The organism is Candidatus Nealsonbacteria bacterium CG07_land_8_20_14_0_80_39_13 (assembly GCA_002779355.1).
In the GTDB taxonomy this organism is placed as follows: Bacteria; Patescibacteriota; Minisyncoccia; order Minisyncoccales.
The window spans coordinates 1-15,773 of the sequence record PEWS01000013.1 but is presented as its reverse complement, the minus strand read 5'-3'; the positions used below and the strand labels follow the sequence as shown (position 1 = coordinate 15,773).

Sequence of the window (15,773 nt, the reverse complement as noted above, 5' to 3'; positions counted from 1 at the left end):
TTTCATATTTTTCTTTTTATCATACAGTGTTCGGATTCAAAGGTAAATCTACGAAGTCCTTTAAAGCAAATCTATGCCTTATTGTCCTGATCATCGGAATGATTGGTAACGATTTGTTGCGGACAAATAAAAAGATTAAAAAAACAACAAAAAAACAAAAAAAATGAAAATAATTGAAAAAATAAAGCATTTTCTTTGGTTGCTTTGGCAAGATAGAATAATAAGAACCGTTATGTTGTCTTTTTCTGTGATGCCAGTTATTTTATTACTGGCAAGGGTACTAACAGGGGCAAGGCCAAATATTTTCGTTATTTGATATGCGATGATGTCCATGATAGTTCTTTTTTCATGGAGAGAAACCCGTTCGTTTCGGGCTTATATTGGCATTGCCTTCTGACTCGCCCTGGGATTAGCAATAGGCAATTTTATTCTATAAAAGTGGTTGGGGTATTCCTCAATCTTTTTTATTTTTAAAAAGAATAGATTTATGGTATTTTAAGGATATGTTGAGGGAAATTAAAGAGAATTTAATACGGGAGTTGGGGGATAAAAATATCTTGATTTTAGGATTCGGACGAGAAGGTATTGACACCTTCAAGTTTTTGCGGAAATTATTTCCGAATAAAATAATTGGTATCGCTGATAAAGCAAAGGTTATAAGTTGCAAGTCTCAGGTTTCAAGATTGATTGGCAAGGACAAAAAAAATAGACTTCATTCAGGTAAAGATTATCTTGAATTAATGAAAAAGTACGATGTGGTGATTAAGACGCCGGGGATACCGATTCATCTGCCTGAAGTTGAAAAGGCGTTTAGAGAGGGGAAAATTACCTCTCAAACGGAAATTTTTCTCAAGAATTGTCCGGGAACAGTAGTTGGAATTACCGGAACAAAAGGAAAGAGCACCACAACCTCTTTGATTTACAATATATTAAAGGTAGCCGGACCTGCCCGCACCCGCCACAACTTCGCAGATGTTGGCGGGAGCGATGCAGGCGGGCTAAAAGCTCATTTAGTGGGGAATATAGGCAAGCCGGTTTTGAGTTCATTATTTTCAGCCTCAAAAAATGATTTTTATGTTTATGAATTATCTTGCTATCAGCTTTATAATGTTAAAAAATCTCCCCACATCTCTGTTTTTCTGAATGTCTTTCCTGAACATCTGGATTATTATAAAAACATTGAGGAATACGCCATTTCTAAGCTCAATATCGCCCTTTGGCAGGACAAAGAAGACTTCTTAGTTTTTAATCCCCAAAACGATTACCTTGGGAAACTTATCTCTAAAAATCCAATAAAGTCTCGAAAAATTGATTTTAATTCTGTTGCCTTGGGAAAAATCATAAAAGCGTCAGAAATACCCTTGAAAGGTGAATTTAACCTGAAAAATGTCAGAGCCAGCATTGCTACGGCTAAAATATTGGGCATATCGGATAGAAATATTACCAAAGGCATCAAAACTTTTAAGCCTTTGCCTCATAGATTAGAGTATGTGGGGTTGTATAAGGGGATAAAATTTTACAATGATTCGTTGTCAACCATCTCGGAAACAACTATGGCTGCCATTGATACCTTCGGGAAGGACTTGGAAACGATTTTTCTCGGCGGTTTTGACAGAAATTTAACCTTTGAGAGTTTGGCTCAAAAGATCATTAAGAGCAATATTAAAAACTTAATACTTTTTCCGACCACAGGGGAAAAAATATGGCAACAAATTGTCTCTCTCAATAAGGGCAATGGTCTGCAAGCCTTTTTTGTTGATAATATGAAAGACGGAGTTTCTTTAGCTTACAAACACACTCAAAAGAGGAAGATATGCCTTCTCTCAACCGCTTCCACCAGCTTTAGTATTTTTAAAGATTATAAGGAAAAAGGCAATTTATTCAAAAAATATGTTAAAATTTTCGGCAAAAAAAATTAATCCTGATTATACATTACTCGGCTCTGCTATTGCCTTGGTTTTTTTAGGAATAATTGTCCTGGCCAGTGTTTCAACTTTTGTTTCCCAGAAACTTTTTGGCAATACTTATCATTTTTTAGCCCATCAGCTTCTTTTAGGATTGCTTCCTGGGCTGATTTTAGGTTTTTTAGCTTTTAAAATAGACTTAAATTATTACAGAAAGTATATTCCTTTATTGCTTTTAGCTAATTTATTCTTAATGCTGTTAGTTTTTCTGCCGATAATAGGAAGTAGTTTAGGCGGGGCGAGCCGGTGGGTTCATTTGGGTTTTATATCTTTCCAGCCGTCAGAATTTTTAAAACTTACTTTCATACTTTATCTTTCTTCATGGCTCGCTGCCATGATGGAAGGAAGGAGATCTGTTTCAAGCGCTTTTTTACCTTTTATATTCATTATTATCATAATAAGCCTATTCTTAGTCCTTCAGCCCGATATCGGTACTCTGGGAATAATCGTTTTTAGCGCCGTGGCAATGTATTTTTCCGCCAGTACTTCTCTTTGGCAGACTGTTTTGATGATCTTGGCCGGGTTGGGGTGCTTAATCGCTTTAATAAAAATTGCGCCTTATAGGTGCGACAGGCTTCTTGTTTTCTTAAAACCGGAAACTGACCCAATGGGCCTCGGTTATCATACAAAGCAAGCTTTAATTGCTGTTGGTTCAGGGGGTATTTTCGGGGTGGGGTTAGGAATGTCTACTCAAAAATACGGTTTATTGCCTGAATCAATTTCCGATTCAACCTTTGCTGTCTTTGCTGAAGAAACAGGCTTCTTAGGCAGTATTTTATTGATAATTTTGTTCTTGCTTTTTCTATGGAGATGCTTTAATGTTGCCAAGGAAAACAAAGATAAATTTTCTCAATTAGTTGCTATGGGGATTTCTTCGTGGATCGTATTTCAGGGATTTATTAATATAGGTTCAATGATAGGGGTTCTGCCCTTAACCGGAGTACCTTTACCTTTTATAAGCTATGGTTGCTCTCACCTTATAACAGAATTAGTTGCAGTTGGACTTTTGTTGAATATATCAAAAAAACCGCTATGAAGCGGTTTTTTCAGAGATAAGGTCTATGTGGACGATTTTAGCTATTCTTTGAGCGGAATTGAATCCTCTTTTCTTTTTCATGGCAAAACGGACAATTCCTTGTTTCATAGCGTACAAAGTATCGTCTTTTCCTTTTTTAATATTTTTTCCGGGCAGGAATTTTGTTCCTCTTTGTCGGATAACAATATTTCCGATATTGGCCTTTTCTCCTGAATTAATCTTAATTCCGAGATATTTCGGCTGGGAATCTCTTCCTAATTTCGTTGCTCCGGTGGCTTTTGTTTTTGACATAGTTTTACTGAAAATTATGCTGATAATATGGGAATGCTTATTTAGGTTATCAAGAATAGAATTATTTGTCAAACTCTATTATATGTGAAATAATGAAAAATATGGATAAGTTTATGGATATATTGAAGAGCCATTCGGCTGAAATAATTTTATGCATAGGCGTATTTTTGATTTCCCTTCTTTCTTTTGCCATGGGTTATATCGTTGCCAAGGGAGAGGGAAAGGAACCGCTTAAAATTGAACAAAATCAATATGTTAAATAATCAAGAACATCGTCCAGAGGACGACCAGCCTCTGGCTGGAAAAAGCCCCCGTCATGTCGTTATTTTCCCTGATGGAAACAGGCGCTGGGCGAAAGAAAAAGGGCTCCCGTCTCTACAGGGGCATTTAGAGGGCTATAAAAAGATGCAAAGTTTTTATGAATGGTGCAAAAAAAGAGGCGTTAAAATTGTCACTGTTTTTGGTTTTTCTACGGAAAATTGGAACAGGACAAAAGAAGAAGTGGATTATCTGATGAATTTGCTTGAGAATTTTTTAGCTCATAACAGAGAAAAATATCGGGAAGAGGGGATGAGGGTAAGAATAATAGGTCAGAAATACCGCCTGCCGGAATCAACCCAAAAAATGATTGAAGTGGTGGAGGAAGAAACAAAGAATAATAAGAATTTTCAGCTTAATATGGCTATAAGTTATGGTGGGAGATGGGACATTGTTCAGGCTGTCCAAAAAATTATTGAGGAGAAAATTTCGGCAAAGGATGTAAGCGAAGAATTAATAAACAGCCATCTTTCAACCGCCGGGCTTCCTGATCCAGATATGATTATCAGGGCGGGAAAAGAAAAAAGAATTTCTAATTTCGTTATTTGGCAGGCCACTTATTCAGAACTTTTCTTTTCAGATAAATTGTGGCCGGATTTTGGAGAAAGTGATTTGGAGGAAATTTTTGAGGAATATAATCTCCGCCAGAGAAGATTTGGCAAATAATATGCGCATAACTTTTAATGGGGCCTGCCGGGAAGTGACCGGATCGTGCGCCTTAATAGAAACGTCTAAGACAAAATTTTTAGTTGATTGCGGTTTATTTCAAGGACAAGAGTTTTCAACTCAAGACAACTTCAGCTCCTTTGGTTTTAATCCAAAGGAGATTGATTTTGTTTTGCTTACTCATGCCCATGTTGACCATTGCGGACGGATTCCAAAGTTGAATAAGGAGGGATTTAAGGGTAAGATCTATTGCACTTTGCCGACGCGTGATTTAACCGAAATCATTCTTCTGGATTCAGCCAACATAATCTCAAAAGAGGCTTTGAAAAATAATTCCCAGCCGTTGTTTAGGGAGGAAGACGTTGTCGGGGCAATGAATAACTTTTCTCCAATTAATTATCATGAGAAAAAAAGAGTCTCTTCTGATGTTGAAGTAAGAATGAGCGATGCCGGTCATATTTTAGGTTCTTCTATTTTTGAAGTTTTCGTTCAGGAAAACGGGAAGGAGAAAAAAATTGTTTTTTCCGGCGATTTGGGCAATAATTCGACGCCGATAATCCACGATATGGAATTCATTGATGAAGCCGATTTTGTAATAATAGAATCAACTTACGGAGGAAGGTTTCATGAGCCGGCTGAATGGAGAAAAAAAGGACTTCACCAAGCCATTTTGGAATCCATTGGGAGAAAAGGGGTGCTGATGATACCGGCTTTTTCCCTTGAGAGAACTCAAGAAATCATTTATGAATTAAACGATTTAGCCGAGTCGGAACAGATTTCGAAGGCGCCGATTTTTCTGGATAGTCCTTTGGCCATAAAAGCAGTTGATATTTACCGGAAATATGTTTCTTTTTTTGATGAAGAAGCTCAAAGGAAAATAAATTCCGGCGACGATTTGTTCAATTTTTCCGGTTTGAAATATGCCAAGGACGTGGAAGAATCAAGGGCGATAAACCAGATTTCTCCGCCCAAAATTATTTTAGCCGGCGCAGGGATGTGTAATGGTGGCAGAATAACTTATCATTTAAAACGATATCTTCCCGGCTCTAAAAATCACTTGCTCATGGTCGGCTATCAGGCAGAGAATACTCTCGGCAGAAAGCTTTTGGATGGAAATAAAAAAGTTGAAATAGATGGAGAATTTATTTCTGTTAGAGCAAAGGTTTCTGCTTTAGGGTCGTATTCTTCGCACGCTGACCAGCCGAAACTGTTGTATTGGCTGGGGAGGATCAGGGGTAAAAAACCGCAAAGAGTTTTTATAAATCACGGGGAAGAAAAAGCTATGTTAATGCTTGCAGACGGCATAAAACAAAAATTTAATATTAACAGCGAAATAGCTGAAAAGAATAAAATTTATGAGATTTAAACTTCCAACAACATTAGTGACGGTATTAGCGCTTGCGATTATTTCGGGAGTTTTTTACCTGTTTTTTCTCAACGGCGCGGAATTGACACAGATAAAAACGCCATCCTTTAATTCGTTAGCGGAAAAAATAGAAAAAGAGATTCTTGCCCCGGAGCCTATGGTGGCCAAAGAAGAGGCGCCTCAATCATTTTTAACTCAAGCCGGCGTAATCAGATTAACTAATGTCCAAAGGAAGGACAATGGTCTTCCGGCGTTGCTTGAAAACAAAAAATTAGACGCTTCAGCTCTTGCTAAGGCGCAGGATATGCTTAAAAATCAATATTTTGAGCATATTTCGCCATCGGGGGCGGGACCGTCTGATTTGGCGAAGGGCGTAAATTATGAGTTTATTCTTATTGGAGAAAATTTAGCAATGGGAAATTTTGGGAACGATCAAAAGCTTATTGACGGATGGATGAACAGTCCCGGGCATCGCGCCAATATGTTAAATGCCCGTTTTCAGGAGATCGGCGTGGCTGTTGTTAAGGGAACTTTTGAGGGAAAGACCACCTGGATGGCGGTTCAGGAATTTGGCTTGCCTTTATCATCCTGTCCTCAGCCAGATTTATCTTTGAAAGAAAAAATAAATACCTCCAACGAAACAATCAGTGATCTAAACCAATCTCTTGTTCTTTTAAAATCGGAATTGGAAAAGCCAAGGTTAAAAAGAGGGGATAGCTATGACAGGGTAGTGGATCAATATAATGAACTCGTAAATCAATACAATGATTTGATAAAGGAGGTGGAAATTTTAGTCGCTGCTTACAATAATCAGGTCAAAACTTTCAACGCCTGCGTCCAGTAAGGTGCGTTTTTCTCAAAAGGCTATAGAACGGCTTTTTGGGCGATAATAAAGGCGTTAAACGCTTATTAAAATAGGGGAGGGGTCCTATTTTTTAACAACGAATTCTATTAAATTATTATCATTGGGGACAATTAAATAAGTAAAATTTTTCATTGATCTTAAATTTAACCAAAGTTTAAAAAGGGAAATCGTTCCTACTTCTATAAATAAATCTTGTTCTCCTTTTTTATATACTCCCAAATCAGCCCTACCTTGATTTAGGTTTGGTTCTCGTATTACTTTAAATCCCAGAAAAATAAAATGATTTTCAATTTTTTTCATTTTTTCTCTGTGCCAATCCGAGCCATGATATATTTCCCCTTTATTTTTTTTGCCGGTTATTTTTTCATCTTTCCAAAATTCTTTTAGCACCGGCGCTTTTGTGATTTCAGTAGCATTAACTTTTCCAAAAATAATTAAAATAGCTATTTGTCGCAAGAAGCATTCATCGCAACCTATCGTATCAACTCTTTCATCTTTACGGAAAACATCGATGGCGCTTCGTAGCCAATTTATTTCTTTTCGGATTTTTTTCTCAACTGTCCGCCAATTTTTCCAAAGTTTTAATGGAGATAAGTTAGATGACATAGAATCTAATCTTTTAATGGGTGAAATTTTCGAAAAACTCCTTCTGCGTATTTGTCAGACGCATTAACATAGCGAGTGGTTGTGTCTAACGATTCATGGCCTAATAAAATTTGAATGGCAGTGGGACTGGCTCCTTTTTCAGCCAGATAAGTTGCGAAAGCGTGTCTGATAGAGTGGCAAGAAATAGGAACGTTAATGCCCAATAACTCTCTGTACCTCTTAACTTTTTCCTGCAGGTAATTAGTGGAAATTTTTTTATCTTTTTGATGGACATTTTTACCCCTATAGGGCAAAAATAGGTAAGAAGAATCAATTCCGCCGCGAATTTCCATATAATTTTTTATATGTTTTTCAGCCCTTGGGGTTAAATAAACAAACCTTTCTTTTTTGCCCTTCCCCTTGATAAAGACCTTGCCGGTTTTATCAATTTGATTTGCTTTTAAGTTTACGAGTTCGGAAATTCTCATCCCCGTTGAAAATAATGTTTCCAGCAAGGCGCGATTCCTAATGGCCACAATTTTATTTTTTTCGAATTCAGTGGGGGATTCAATTAATTTAATTATTTCTTCAAGTTCTCCGATTCTGGGGTGCTTTCTTTCGTTTTTCACTAATTTAATCTCGCTTGGCGAAATAGAGGGCTTATAGTCCATATCTATCAGGAACTTTAAATAAGAGCGAAGGGTTGATAGCATCCTGTTTACGGAATAACCCCCCAGTTTTTTCTTTGTTTCGTGGTCTTTGGCCGTTTTTCTGTCTTGGGAAGCCAAATAGGCCTTATAGTTGAGGATTGTTTTTTTATTAATTTTTTCAAAATCAATATTTTCTTCTGTCAGAAAATTTTGCAGCACCTCTAAATCCCGTTCATAATTATAAACTGTTTCTTGGGAAAGATTGCTTACCTTAAGATTGAGAAGGAAATCATCAAAAGCAGGAAGTTGTTTCAATTGTTCGTTTGCCATTTTTTGTTTGTATTGTTAGTGAGTGTAAGAGTTATTATACTCGGTTCTCTATATCAAGAATAAGAGATATGAAAACCCCTGTCAAGTCCTCCCCCTCCTTAATCACTTAATGATTTCCAAGAATTTTTCCCAAAGGGATTTTCCTACATTAGGAATTTCCTCTTTCATCTTTTGTTTTTCTTTATGGTAATCAGTTGTTATTATTTCTTTTCTTTTTTGGTATTCGCCGAATAATCTCGGCTTTATCTCTGTCAGATACCAATCCTTGGCTTTCACCCATACGTTATCGTAAAACCATGAATACATTCCTTGCCAGACAGGTAAAACCCTGTCTTTCCAAAGACTTTCTACGACTCCCGGCAACTCTTTTTTCCCTGTTTCAGCCACATTCTTACTCATCTCCCCGGCTTCCCCTATTGTATCAGGCGCTTCAAGAACTTTCATTTCAGCTTGAACGATATTGAAACTGAAAATCATTCCAATTGTTGCCAAAATTATTATATTTTTATTAAATATTGCCATAGGCTTCCTTTAGCCTTTTTAATGTTTTTTCTTTGCCTAATATCTCCGCCACTTCAAATGGCCCGGGCGAAGCTTTTTCGCCCGTCAAAGCGACCCTCAATGGCCACAGAATTTTTCCCCTGTCCCCTTCTCTATTCGCTTCTTCCATTAAAATGCCAGTCAAATTTTCTTTACTCCAATCCCCTTCTTTTATTTCAAATAATATTTTTTCTAATTTGTCAATAATGATTTTTGTTTCTTCGCTACCGGCATTTTTCCATTTCAAAAGCTCTTTTTCATATTTTAACTTGTCTTTGAAGAAATAACCAGTTGATTCCGCTATATCAGAAAGTTTTTTCATCCTTTCCTGTTCTAAAGAAATTATTTTCTCAATTTGTTCCTTACTTATTTCTTCGCCGGTTTCCATTATCTCAAAATTTTTTATTTCTCTCGGCAAGGCTTCAGGATTTTCTTCGTGAATTATTCCTTTGGGCGTAATCAGATCTCCTTTTATCAAATAAGGGATACAAAGCTCGGCTAGTCTTTCTGATGATTTTTGGCGGATATAAAAACCGTTCAGGAAATCAAGTTTCTTTATGTCAAAAATAGCTCCCTGTTTTTGGAATTTTTCAACAGAAACTTCTTTGACTAATGAGGCTAATGAATATATTTCCCTGTCATTTCCGGGGTTCCAGCCGAGGAAAGATACGAAATTGATCAATGCTTCGGGCAAATATCCTTCTTCTTTGTAATCCAATACAGAAACAGTCGCTCCGTCCCGTTTGCTTAGCTTGGCTCTATTTGGGCCCAGGATTAGGGGCAAATGAGCGTAGGACGGCCGTGGAAAGCCCAATGCCTCCTGAAGCAGAATTTGGAGCGGGGTGTTGGAGATATGGTCTTCTCCTCTTATTACGTGGCTTATTCTCATTTCAAAATCGTCAACAACCACGGCGAAATTATACAATGGAGTCTTTGAATTTTTAGCGATAACAACATCCCCCATCAATGCCGAGTCAAATTCTATGTCCCCTCTTATCAGGTCGTTGAATTTTATTTTTTTCGGTTCCACTTTAAATCTGATCACAAATGGTTTTTTATCAGCTAATTTTTTAGCTGTTTCTTTTTTTGATAAATTGGCGCAAGTTCCGAGGTAATGAGGCGCTTCTCCGTTGGAGAGTTGGTATTGTCTTTGTTCCTCCAAGTCTTCAGGCGAACAAAAACAATAATAAGCCTTCTCTTCAGAAATTAATTTCTCCAGATATTTTGAATAAATTTCTATTCTTTCGCTTTGGCGATAAGGGCCGTAATCTCCGTTGATATCCGGACCTTCGTTCCATTCCAATCCCAACCACTTTAATCCTTCAATAATATTGTTTTCAAATTCTTTTTTTGATCTTTCTCTGTCAGTGTCTTCAATTCTTAAAACAAAATTGCCTTTGTTTTGTTTGGCGAAGATGTAATTAAAAAGCGCGGCTCTGGCTGTGCCGATGTGAAGATTGCCGGTCGGCGAAGGAGCGATTCTCACTCTCACTTCCCCTTGTTTTTTAAATTGGAACTCCTTTTCCATAAGTTTTTTATTGATACCTTAATCTTGGCATTTTTATTTTGTTTTTTCAATAACACCATTAAGTATGGTATTGCGTAAAGTTCCGCTTTACACGTTTTTTAATGGTGAGCGGAAATTTATTTTTTCCAATGGGTTTGAATAAAATCCTTGGGGGTACAGATAGTAAAAGAGGCACCCAAAAGGACTTCTTTTTTTAAGAAATGTTTTTTATCCCACGTGATCAAAAAATCCGGATTTAGTTTCATAGCCACCACTAAAATTGGAGCATCTTCGGTCAAAATAAGCTCATGGGCTTTTCCAATTTCTTTAATTGAAGGATTATCAATAATTCTCGGTTGGGAAAGGAGGAAATTCAAGAAACTTTCCTTAAGCAGCGGAAATTTTAATTCAATGTTGCGAGAGACTTCTTCGAGAACTTGATCGGATACATAAATTAAAAATTCACCGCTTATGTAGGCTGATAAAATTATACCAGCCGCGCCAGTTGGTGAATTTAGCCCGGAGATTAAAGCGCTGGAATCAAGGAAAATTTTAAATTTTTTGGGCATAGCGCTCTTGCCAAATAGTTTTTCTTAAATTTCTGATTGAGCCCCTTATGAGTTTTTCAGGGTAAATATATTTCTGTTTTTTCTTCGGCAGGTCAAAAAAGGCCTTAACTTTAAGTCTTTGGAGTTCTTTTTCTAAGCTTTCCAGTTTATTAAAAATTGTCGAAATTTTATTAGCCATATTATCAGTATATCTTTTCGGGTTTTTATGTCAAATGATTTGTTTTTTTGATAAGCTTTGATATAATAAAAATATAATAAATCTATGGAACAGAAAGAACAAAAAAAAGAGGAAACGGAAAAAGAGAAAAAGACGAGAATAACAAAGCAAAGAGTTCTGGCGGTTTTATTTTTGGGAATAATCTTCCTGATCTCCTCCTTTTTGGCGTCGGAAATGACAACGCAGTCTTTCTTGTCAGCCGTAGGATTTATCGGGGTTCTTATCGCTTCCATTCTTTATTTCGGCTACATATTAGCCATAATAGTGTAGTTATTTTCCCAAAGAAGAATCCAAAAGGTATTTGGCTATTTCTTTGGTGGCTTGAGGCTTTGAGAAACTTTTGGCGCCGTCAGACATAATTCTTATCTCTTCGGGATCATCCAAGAGATTTTTTATTTTCCCCAAGAGAAAATAGGGAGTTATGTTGGATTCCTCCAAAACGATAGCCGCTCCTGTTCTGGCGTAGGAGTAAGCATTTTCCACTTGATGGTTTTGAGCCGATTCCGGCAAAGGGATTAATATGGACGGCTTGCCCAGCGCAGAAATTTCAAAAATACTCGCCGAGCCGGCTCGGCTTACAATTATGTCGCATATTGCAAAAGCCTTTTTAAGGTCGGCTTCTTTCAGAAAAGGGAATATATGAAAATATTTTTTTGATTCTTCGTTGATTATTGCATTCGCTTCCGCCCTTACTTGTTGGAAATTTTCTTCTCCACATTGGAGTATTATTTCAAAGTTTTTCAGCATTTCAGGGAGAATTTCAAGGACCTTATCATTTATCCTTTGTGAGCCTTGAGAGCCTCCCATTATCATGACCACCTGTTTTTCGCTTTCTATTTTAAAGAATTCTTTCGCTTCTCCCCTATCTCCTTCCAGAAGTTCATTTCTGATCGGATCGCCGACTAAGATTGTTTTCGATAGAGGGAAATTTTTTGTTTTAGGGAAAGATGTAAATATTCTTGACGCAAATTTGGCCAGAATCTTATTGGATAGACCGGGAACGGCGTCTGACTCGTGTAAGAAAATAGGTATCCTCAAGATCCATCCGGCAATTACCGCCGGAATTGAGCCATAGCCTCCTTTGCTGAAAATTAAATCAGGGGCTGTAAAAAAAATATAAAAAAAGCTTTGGATTATCCCGATGGGAGTTTTGAAGAAGTCGGCTATATTTTCAAAGAAAGACTTTATTCCCCAGTATCTCCTTATCTTTCCGGCTAGTACATTTTTTACTTTTATCCCTTCTTGAGCAAAAAGAAGATCTCCAAAATTATCTTTCGGTCCGATGTAAAAAATATCGAGATTTTTTTCTTTCGGCGTCCTTCCTATGCGGGCGTTCTTTTGGTGAAGTTTTTTTAATTCCCTTAAAACTGCGATTATCGGCAAGATGTGTCCGCCGGTGCCTCCGCCGGTGAAAAGTATTTTCATTTTTTGACTATCCTGTTTCCGGAAGCTTTAATAAAAGCCTTAAAAAGAGGATGAGGGTTTAATGGCCGCGATTTGAATTCGGGATGGAATTGGACTCCGACGAAAAAAGGATGATTTTTCAGCTCAATGATTTCCACTAAATCTCTTTCAGGATTTACGCCGGCGAAGACCATTCCCTTTTTGGCCAGAATGTCTTTGAAATCGTTATTTAATTCATATCTGTGTCTGTGGCGTTCAGAGATATTTTCTTTTTTGTAAGCCTTGAAGCTTTCAGTCCCCTTTTTCAGAAGACAATTGTAAGCCCCCAACCTCATTGTTCCTCCATATTTTTTTTCTTTCAGAAACGCTTTTTGGTCAGGCATGGCGTCAATGACAGGATACTCTGACTTTGGCGAGAATTCGGTTGAGTTTGCGTCTTTTAATCTGCAGATGTTTCTGGAAAATTCTATTACAGCCAGTTGCATTCCCAGGCAAAGTCCGAAGAACGGGATTTTATTTTTTCTGCAGAATTCAATCGCTTTTATTTTCCCCTCCACTCCCCTGCTTCCGAATCCTCCCGGGACGATTATGCCATTATATTCCTTTAATTCTCTTAATTTTGCCGGGAATTTTTCATATTTTTCCGCTGATAGCCAAGAAATTTCCGGTTTTCTCTTAGAAAACCAGCAACTATGTTTTATGGCTTCTATCACCGAGATATAGGAGTCTGTCAGAGTGAATTCTCCTGTTTCAAAGTATTTTCCGACAATGCCGATTTTTATCGGATTTTTTACTGTTCTGATTGTCTTAACCAATTTTTCCCATTCCCCCATGTCGTTCTTTTTGGCTTTCATTCTGAATTTTTTCAATATCCTGTTGCCCAAATTTTCTTTTTCAAAGTTCACCGGAACTTCGTAAATTGAGTTGACGTCAGGGGCGGAAATAACATCTTCCTTGGCTATGTTGCAGAAGACTGACAATTTTTTCTTTCTCGGTTCGTCCAGTTCAAAAGGAGATCTGGCCAGAATAATGTCCGGCTGTATTCCGGCCGCATTCAACGTTCGGACGGCTGTTTGAGTGGGTTTTGTCTTCATTTCCTCGATTATTCTCGGTACAGGAAGAAAACCGACCATGATAAAGAGAACATCTTTTGGGTCTTTTAACTTCATCATTCTGGCCGCTTCCAAAAAAAGCATATTTTGATATTCCCCTACTGTTCCCCCGATTTCAATCAGGACGAAATCAGCCTTATGGAATTTACCGGCTTTTTTTATGCGGGAAATTATTTCATTGGGAATGTCCGGGACAACTTCTACGCACCTTCCTTGATATTCCAGATTTCTTTCTCTGTTGATGACTGATTGATAAACTCTGCCGGTGGTCATATAATCAAGGTTGCTTAAATTGGTTTCAAGGAATCTTTCATAATTTCCGATATCCTGATCGCTTTCCGTCCCATCGTCAGATACAAAAACTTCCCCGTGTTCAACGGGGTTCATTGTTCCTGCGTCAACGTTGATATAGGGGTCTATTTTTATAGCTGTTACTTCAAATCCTTTGCTTTTGAGAATTTTTCCGATTGATGCAACCGCTATTCCTTTTCCGATACCTGACATTACGCCGCCGGCGACAAAAATGTATTTCATATCTCGGCTTCTTTTTCTTCTTCTGCGGAAATAATAACCTTTATTTCAGCTTCTAAGTTATGTTCAAATTTAATTTTTACCTGATAGGCGCCTAATTTCTTGATGGGAGTTTCCAGATCAACCTGTTTTTTTTCAATTTCAATTCCGATCTTCTTCAATTCCTCGGCTATTTTTTGGGAAGAGATTGATTCAAAGAGCTCTTCTTTCTTTCCCACTTTTGTCATTATTGTTATTTCCTGTCCGTCAATGGCAGAAACTTTTTTCTGCGTCTCCTCCAGTTCTCCCTCCGCCACCTTAGCCATTATTTCTTTTTGAGTTTCAAGCCAAATTAAAGATTGTTTAGTCGCCAATTTTACCAGATTTTTAGGAATTAAAAAATTTCTGGCATAGCCATCTTTGACTTCCTTAACGTCAAGTTTTTTCCCCAAATTTTCAATATCTTGTAATAATATGACTTTCATAATGTTTTTATAATTGCTGTTTTTTCATTCTCTCACATATTCTTAATTATTTCAATAGCTTTATCCAATTGCGGGTCTTTTTTGTTTTTGTAATCTTCGTCGGTCAGTTCTACTTTAACATCAGGCTCAATTCCCACTTCGCTGATGGAGCTTCCCTTTGGAGTAAGCCACTTAGCGACGGTAACCTTTAGATAGGATTCGTCTGCCAATTTTTTTGTTTCTTGGACAGATCCTTTTCCGAAAGATTTTTTGCCTATCAATTGCACATTAAGATTATCTCTCATGGCGCCGGCTAAAATTTCAGAAGCTGAAGCAGATCCCTCGTTAATCAGAAGAACAATCGGGTATCCGGAAAGAACAGCATTTCCTTGGGACTTGTATTCTATTTTTTCTTTTTCCCTTCCCTTTCCGAAATCTTGGATGGTCACAATCTGCCCTTTCTCTATAAACCAGCCGGCAATATATTGCGCCACTTCTAAATATCCGCCGGGATTATTTCTCAAGTCAAGTATTATTCTGTCAGCATTGCTGTTTAAAATATCCAAAGCCGCTTTATTGAAGTCGGCGTCTGCTTTTCCGGAAAATTGATATAGCCTTAAATAAGCGATGTTATCGTTTCTTATTTCTAATTTCAGCGAAGGAACCTCAATAACATCTCTGATTATTTTAATATCTTCGTATTTGTCCCACCCTTCCCTAAAAATCGTTAAAGTTACTTCTGTTCCCTTATGCCCTCTTATTAAACGGACAGCTTCTTCGGTGGTCATATCAGTGGTTGTTTTATCGTTTATTTTTATTATCTTATCTCCTGCCCTTAAACCGGCCCTTTGAGCCGGGGTGTTTTCCAGAGGAGTAATGACTTGCATCTGCCCTTTCTTTATTCCGAACTCCATCCCCACGCCCTCAAAAGAGCCACTTACGTCTTCGTTAAATATTTTTGCCGCTTCCGGGTCCATAAAAACGGTGTAAGTGTCATTTAACGACTTTACCATTCCCGAAATCGCTCCGTAGATAAGTTTTTGAGTGTCAAATTTTTCCTTATCTACATAATTTTCTTGAAGTTTTCGATATGTTTCCCAAAAGAGAGAGAAATTAAGGTCTTCCGGAGGACATATTGCGCATTGAGATTTTCCGGTTTCCAGCCCATAATAAAAACCGCCTCCGGCCATAGTTCCGGCCAAGAGCAAGACAAATATCATTGAAATAATAATTCTCTCAATTTTCATACCCTGACATTCTATCAAACTTTATCCGGCGCCACAAGCGTTGACAGGCGCCCCTTTTTATGCTTAGATTGTTATATTGTTCATTCTCCCACAGCTACCCCTCAATCCGAACACTTAACGCATTCAACTCCA

Annotated in this window: 17 protein-coding genes; 6 read left to right on the top strand and 11 right to left on the bottom strand. The window is 37.6% G+C overall.

Features of this window, described 5'->3' with window-relative positions; genetic code table 11:
* Positions 1-503 precede the first annotated feature (503 nt).
* Both COS96_00850 and ftsW read left to right on the top strand, forming a co-directional pair.
* Complete coding sequence (locus COS96_00850; protein ID PIU44102.1) at positions 504-1,919, top strand: hypothetical protein; 1,416 nt, start codon at positions 504-506, stop codon at positions 1,917-1,919.
* Positions 1,891-3,000, top strand: a complete 1,110-nt coding sequence (gene ftsW, locus COS96_00845) for a putative lipid II flippase FtsW (protein PIU44101.1) — start codon at positions 1,891-1,893, stop codon at positions 2,998-3,000. The genes COS96_00850 and ftsW overlap by 29 nt, the downstream gene beginning before the upstream one ends.
* Here the strand turns inward: ftsW and COS96_00840 are convergent.
* A complete protein-coding gene (locus COS96_00840) occupies positions 2,995-3,291 on the bottom strand; it encodes a 50S ribosomal protein L27 (GenBank protein PIU44100.1) in 297 nt (98 codons plus the stop codon). The two genes, ftsW and COS96_00840, sit on opposite strands and share 6 nt — an antisense overlap.
* Before the next feature lie 252 nt (positions 3,292-3,543).
* On the opposite strand from COS96_00840, the gene uppS reads away from it, so the two are divergent.
* From uppS to COS96_00825, 3 genes are read left to right on the top strand one after another with little or no spacing between them, the layout of a single operon-like run.
* Complete coding sequence (gene uppS, locus COS96_00835) at positions 3,544-4,275, top strand: di-trans,poly-cis-decaprenylcistransferase (GenBank protein ID PIU44099.1); 732 nt, start codon at positions 3,544-3,546, stop codon at positions 4,273-4,275.
* A 1-nt stretch (position 4,276) separates the two neighbouring features.
* Positions 4,277-5,641 carry an MBL fold hydrolase gene (locus COS96_00830; GenBank protein ID PIU44098.1) on the top strand — a complete coding sequence of 455 codons (1,365 nt, stop codon included), beginning with the start codon at positions 4,277-4,279 and terminating at the stop codon, positions 5,639-5,641.
* Entirely contained in the window at positions 5,631-6,485 is an 855-nt protein-coding gene (locus tag COS96_00825; protein ID PIU44097.1) for a hypothetical protein, read from the top strand. Before COS96_00830 ends, COS96_00825 begins: the two co-directional genes overlap by 11 nt.
* A gap of 84 nt (positions 6,486-6,569) precedes the next feature.
* Here COS96_00825 and COS96_00820 read toward each other — a convergent pair whose 3' ends face one another.
* The 6 genes from COS96_00820 to COS96_00795 form a co-directional block, all read right to left on the bottom strand.
* Entirely contained in the window at positions 6,570-7,112 is a 543-nt protein-coding gene (locus COS96_00820) for a hypothetical protein (protein ID PIU44096.1), read from the bottom strand.
* Positions 7,113-7,117: 5 nt separating this feature from the next.
* The gene (locus COS96_00815) at positions 7,118-8,071 is read right to left on the bottom strand and encodes a hypothetical protein (GenBank protein ID PIU44095.1); all 954 of its coding nucleotides are present in this window, start codon (positions 8,069-8,071) and stop codon (positions 7,118-7,120) included.
* Between the two features lie 102 nt (positions 8,072-8,173).
* Positions 8,174-8,593 (bottom strand): hypothetical protein, encoded by a 420-nt coding sequence (locus tag COS96_00810; protein PIU44094.1) that lies wholly within the window; start codon positions 8,591-8,593, stop codon positions 8,174-8,176.
* Positions 8,580-10,139: a glutamate--tRNA ligase gene (locus COS96_00805; GenBank protein PIU44093.1), complete on the bottom strand. Its 1,560-nt coding sequence runs from the start codon at positions 10,137-10,139 to the stop codon at positions 8,580-8,582. Before COS96_00805 ends, COS96_00810 begins: the two co-directional genes overlap by 14 nt.
* 116 nt (positions 10,140-10,255) lie before the next feature.
* Positions 10,256-10,687 (bottom strand): hypothetical protein, encoded by a 432-nt coding sequence (locus COS96_00800; GenBank protein ID PIU44092.1) that lies wholly within the window; start codon positions 10,685-10,687, stop codon positions 10,256-10,258.
* Positions 10,671-10,865: a hypothetical protein gene (locus tag COS96_00795; GenBank protein ID PIU44091.1), complete on the bottom strand. Its 195-nt coding sequence runs from the start codon at positions 10,863-10,865 to the stop codon at positions 10,671-10,673. The genes COS96_00800 and COS96_00795 overlap by 17 nt, the downstream gene beginning before the upstream one ends.
* A gap of 84 nt (positions 10,866-10,949) precedes the next feature.
* Here COS96_00795 and COS96_00790 point away from each other — a divergent pair, with 84 nt between their 5' ends.
* On the top strand, positions 10,950-11,174 hold the full coding sequence (locus COS96_00790) for a hypothetical protein (protein ID PIU44090.1): 225 nt from the start codon (positions 10,950-10,952) through the stop codon (positions 11,172-11,174).
* Here COS96_00790 and COS96_00785 read toward each other — a convergent pair whose 3' ends face one another.
* From COS96_00785 to COS96_00770, 4 genes are read right to left on the bottom strand one after another with little or no spacing between them, the layout of a single operon-like run.
* Positions 11,175-12,329: a hypothetical protein gene (locus tag COS96_00785; protein PIU44089.1), complete on the bottom strand. Its 1,155-nt coding sequence runs from the start codon at positions 12,327-12,329 to the stop codon at positions 11,175-11,177.
* Positions 12,326-13,954 carry a CTP synthase gene (locus COS96_00780; GenBank protein ID PIU44088.1) on the bottom strand — a complete coding sequence of 543 codons (1,629 nt, stop codon included), beginning with the start codon at positions 13,952-13,954 and terminating at the stop codon, positions 12,326-12,328. Before COS96_00780 ends, COS96_00785 begins: the two co-directional genes overlap by 4 nt.
* The gene (rplI, locus tag COS96_00775) at positions 13,951-14,415 is read right to left on the bottom strand and encodes a 50S ribosomal protein L9 (protein ID PIU44087.1); all 465 of its coding nucleotides are present in this window, start codon (positions 14,413-14,415) and stop codon (positions 13,951-13,953) included. The genes COS96_00780 and rplI overlap by 4 nt, the downstream gene beginning before the upstream one ends.
* A 32-nt stretch (positions 14,416-14,447) precedes the next feature.
* On the bottom strand, positions 14,448-15,641 hold the full coding sequence (locus COS96_00770; GenBank protein PIU44086.1) for a peptidase S41: 1,194 nt from the start codon (positions 15,639-15,641) through the stop codon (positions 14,448-14,450).
* Between the last annotated feature and the right edge of the window lie 132 nt (positions 15,642-15,773).

Coding starts and splice junctions, on each gene's coding strand:
- COS96_00850 (PIU44102.1), top strand. CDS start 504: ATGTTGAGGGAAATTAAAGAGAATTTAATACGGGAGTTGGGGGATAAA.
- ftsW (PIU44101.1), top strand. CDS start 1,891: ATGTTAAAATTTTCGGCAAAAAAAATTAATCCTGATTATACATTACTC.
- COS96_00840 (PIU44100.1), bottom strand. CDS start 3,291: ATGTCAAAAACAAAAGCCACCGGAGCAACGAAATTAGGAAGAGATTCC.
- uppS (PIU44099.1), top strand. CDS start 3,544: ATGTTAAATAATCAAGAACATCGTCCAGAGGACGACCAGCCTCTGGCT.
- COS96_00830 (PIU44098.1), top strand. CDS start 4,277: ATGCGCATAACTTTTAATGGGGCCTGCCGGGAAGTGACCGGATCGTGC.
- COS96_00825 (PIU44097.1), top strand. CDS start 5,631: ATGAGATTTAAACTTCCAACAACATTAGTGACGGTATTAGCGCTTGCG.
- COS96_00820 (PIU44096.1), bottom strand. CDS start 7,112: ATGTCATCTAACTTATCTCCATTAAAACTTTGGAAAAATTGGCGGACA.
- COS96_00815 (PIU44095.1), bottom strand. CDS start 8,071: ATGGCAAACGAACAATTGAAACAACTTCCTGCTTTTGATGATTTCCTT.
- COS96_00810 (PIU44094.1), bottom strand. CDS start 8,593: ATGGCAATATTTAATAAAAATATAATAATTTTGGCAACAATTGGAATG.
- COS96_00805 (PIU44093.1), bottom strand. CDS start 10,139: ATGGAAAAGGAGTTCCAATTTAAAAAACAAGGGGAAGTGAGAGTGAGA.
- COS96_00800 (PIU44092.1), bottom strand. CDS start 10,687: ATGCCCAAAAAATTTAAAATTTTCCTTGATTCCAGCGCTTTAATCTCC.
- COS96_00795 (PIU44091.1), bottom strand. CDS start 10,865: ATGGCTAATAAAATTTCGACAATTTTTAATAAACTGGAAAGCTTAGAA.
- COS96_00790 (PIU44090.1), top strand. CDS start 10,950: ATGGAACAGAAAGAACAAAAAAAAGAGGAAACGGAAAAAGAGAAAAAG.
- COS96_00785 (PIU44089.1), bottom strand. CDS start 12,329: ATGAAAATACTTTTCACCGGCGGAGGCACCGGCGGACACATCTTGCCG.
- COS96_00780 (PIU44088.1), bottom strand. CDS start 13,954: ATGAAATACATTTTTGTCGCCGGCGGCGTAATGTCAGGTATCGGAAAA.
- rplI (PIU44087.1), bottom strand. CDS start 14,415: ATGAAAGTCATATTATTACAAGATATTGAAAATTTGGGGAAAAAACTT.
- COS96_00770 (PIU44086.1), bottom strand. CDS start 15,641: ATGAAAATTGAGAGAATTATTATTTCAATGATATTTGTCTTGCTCTTG.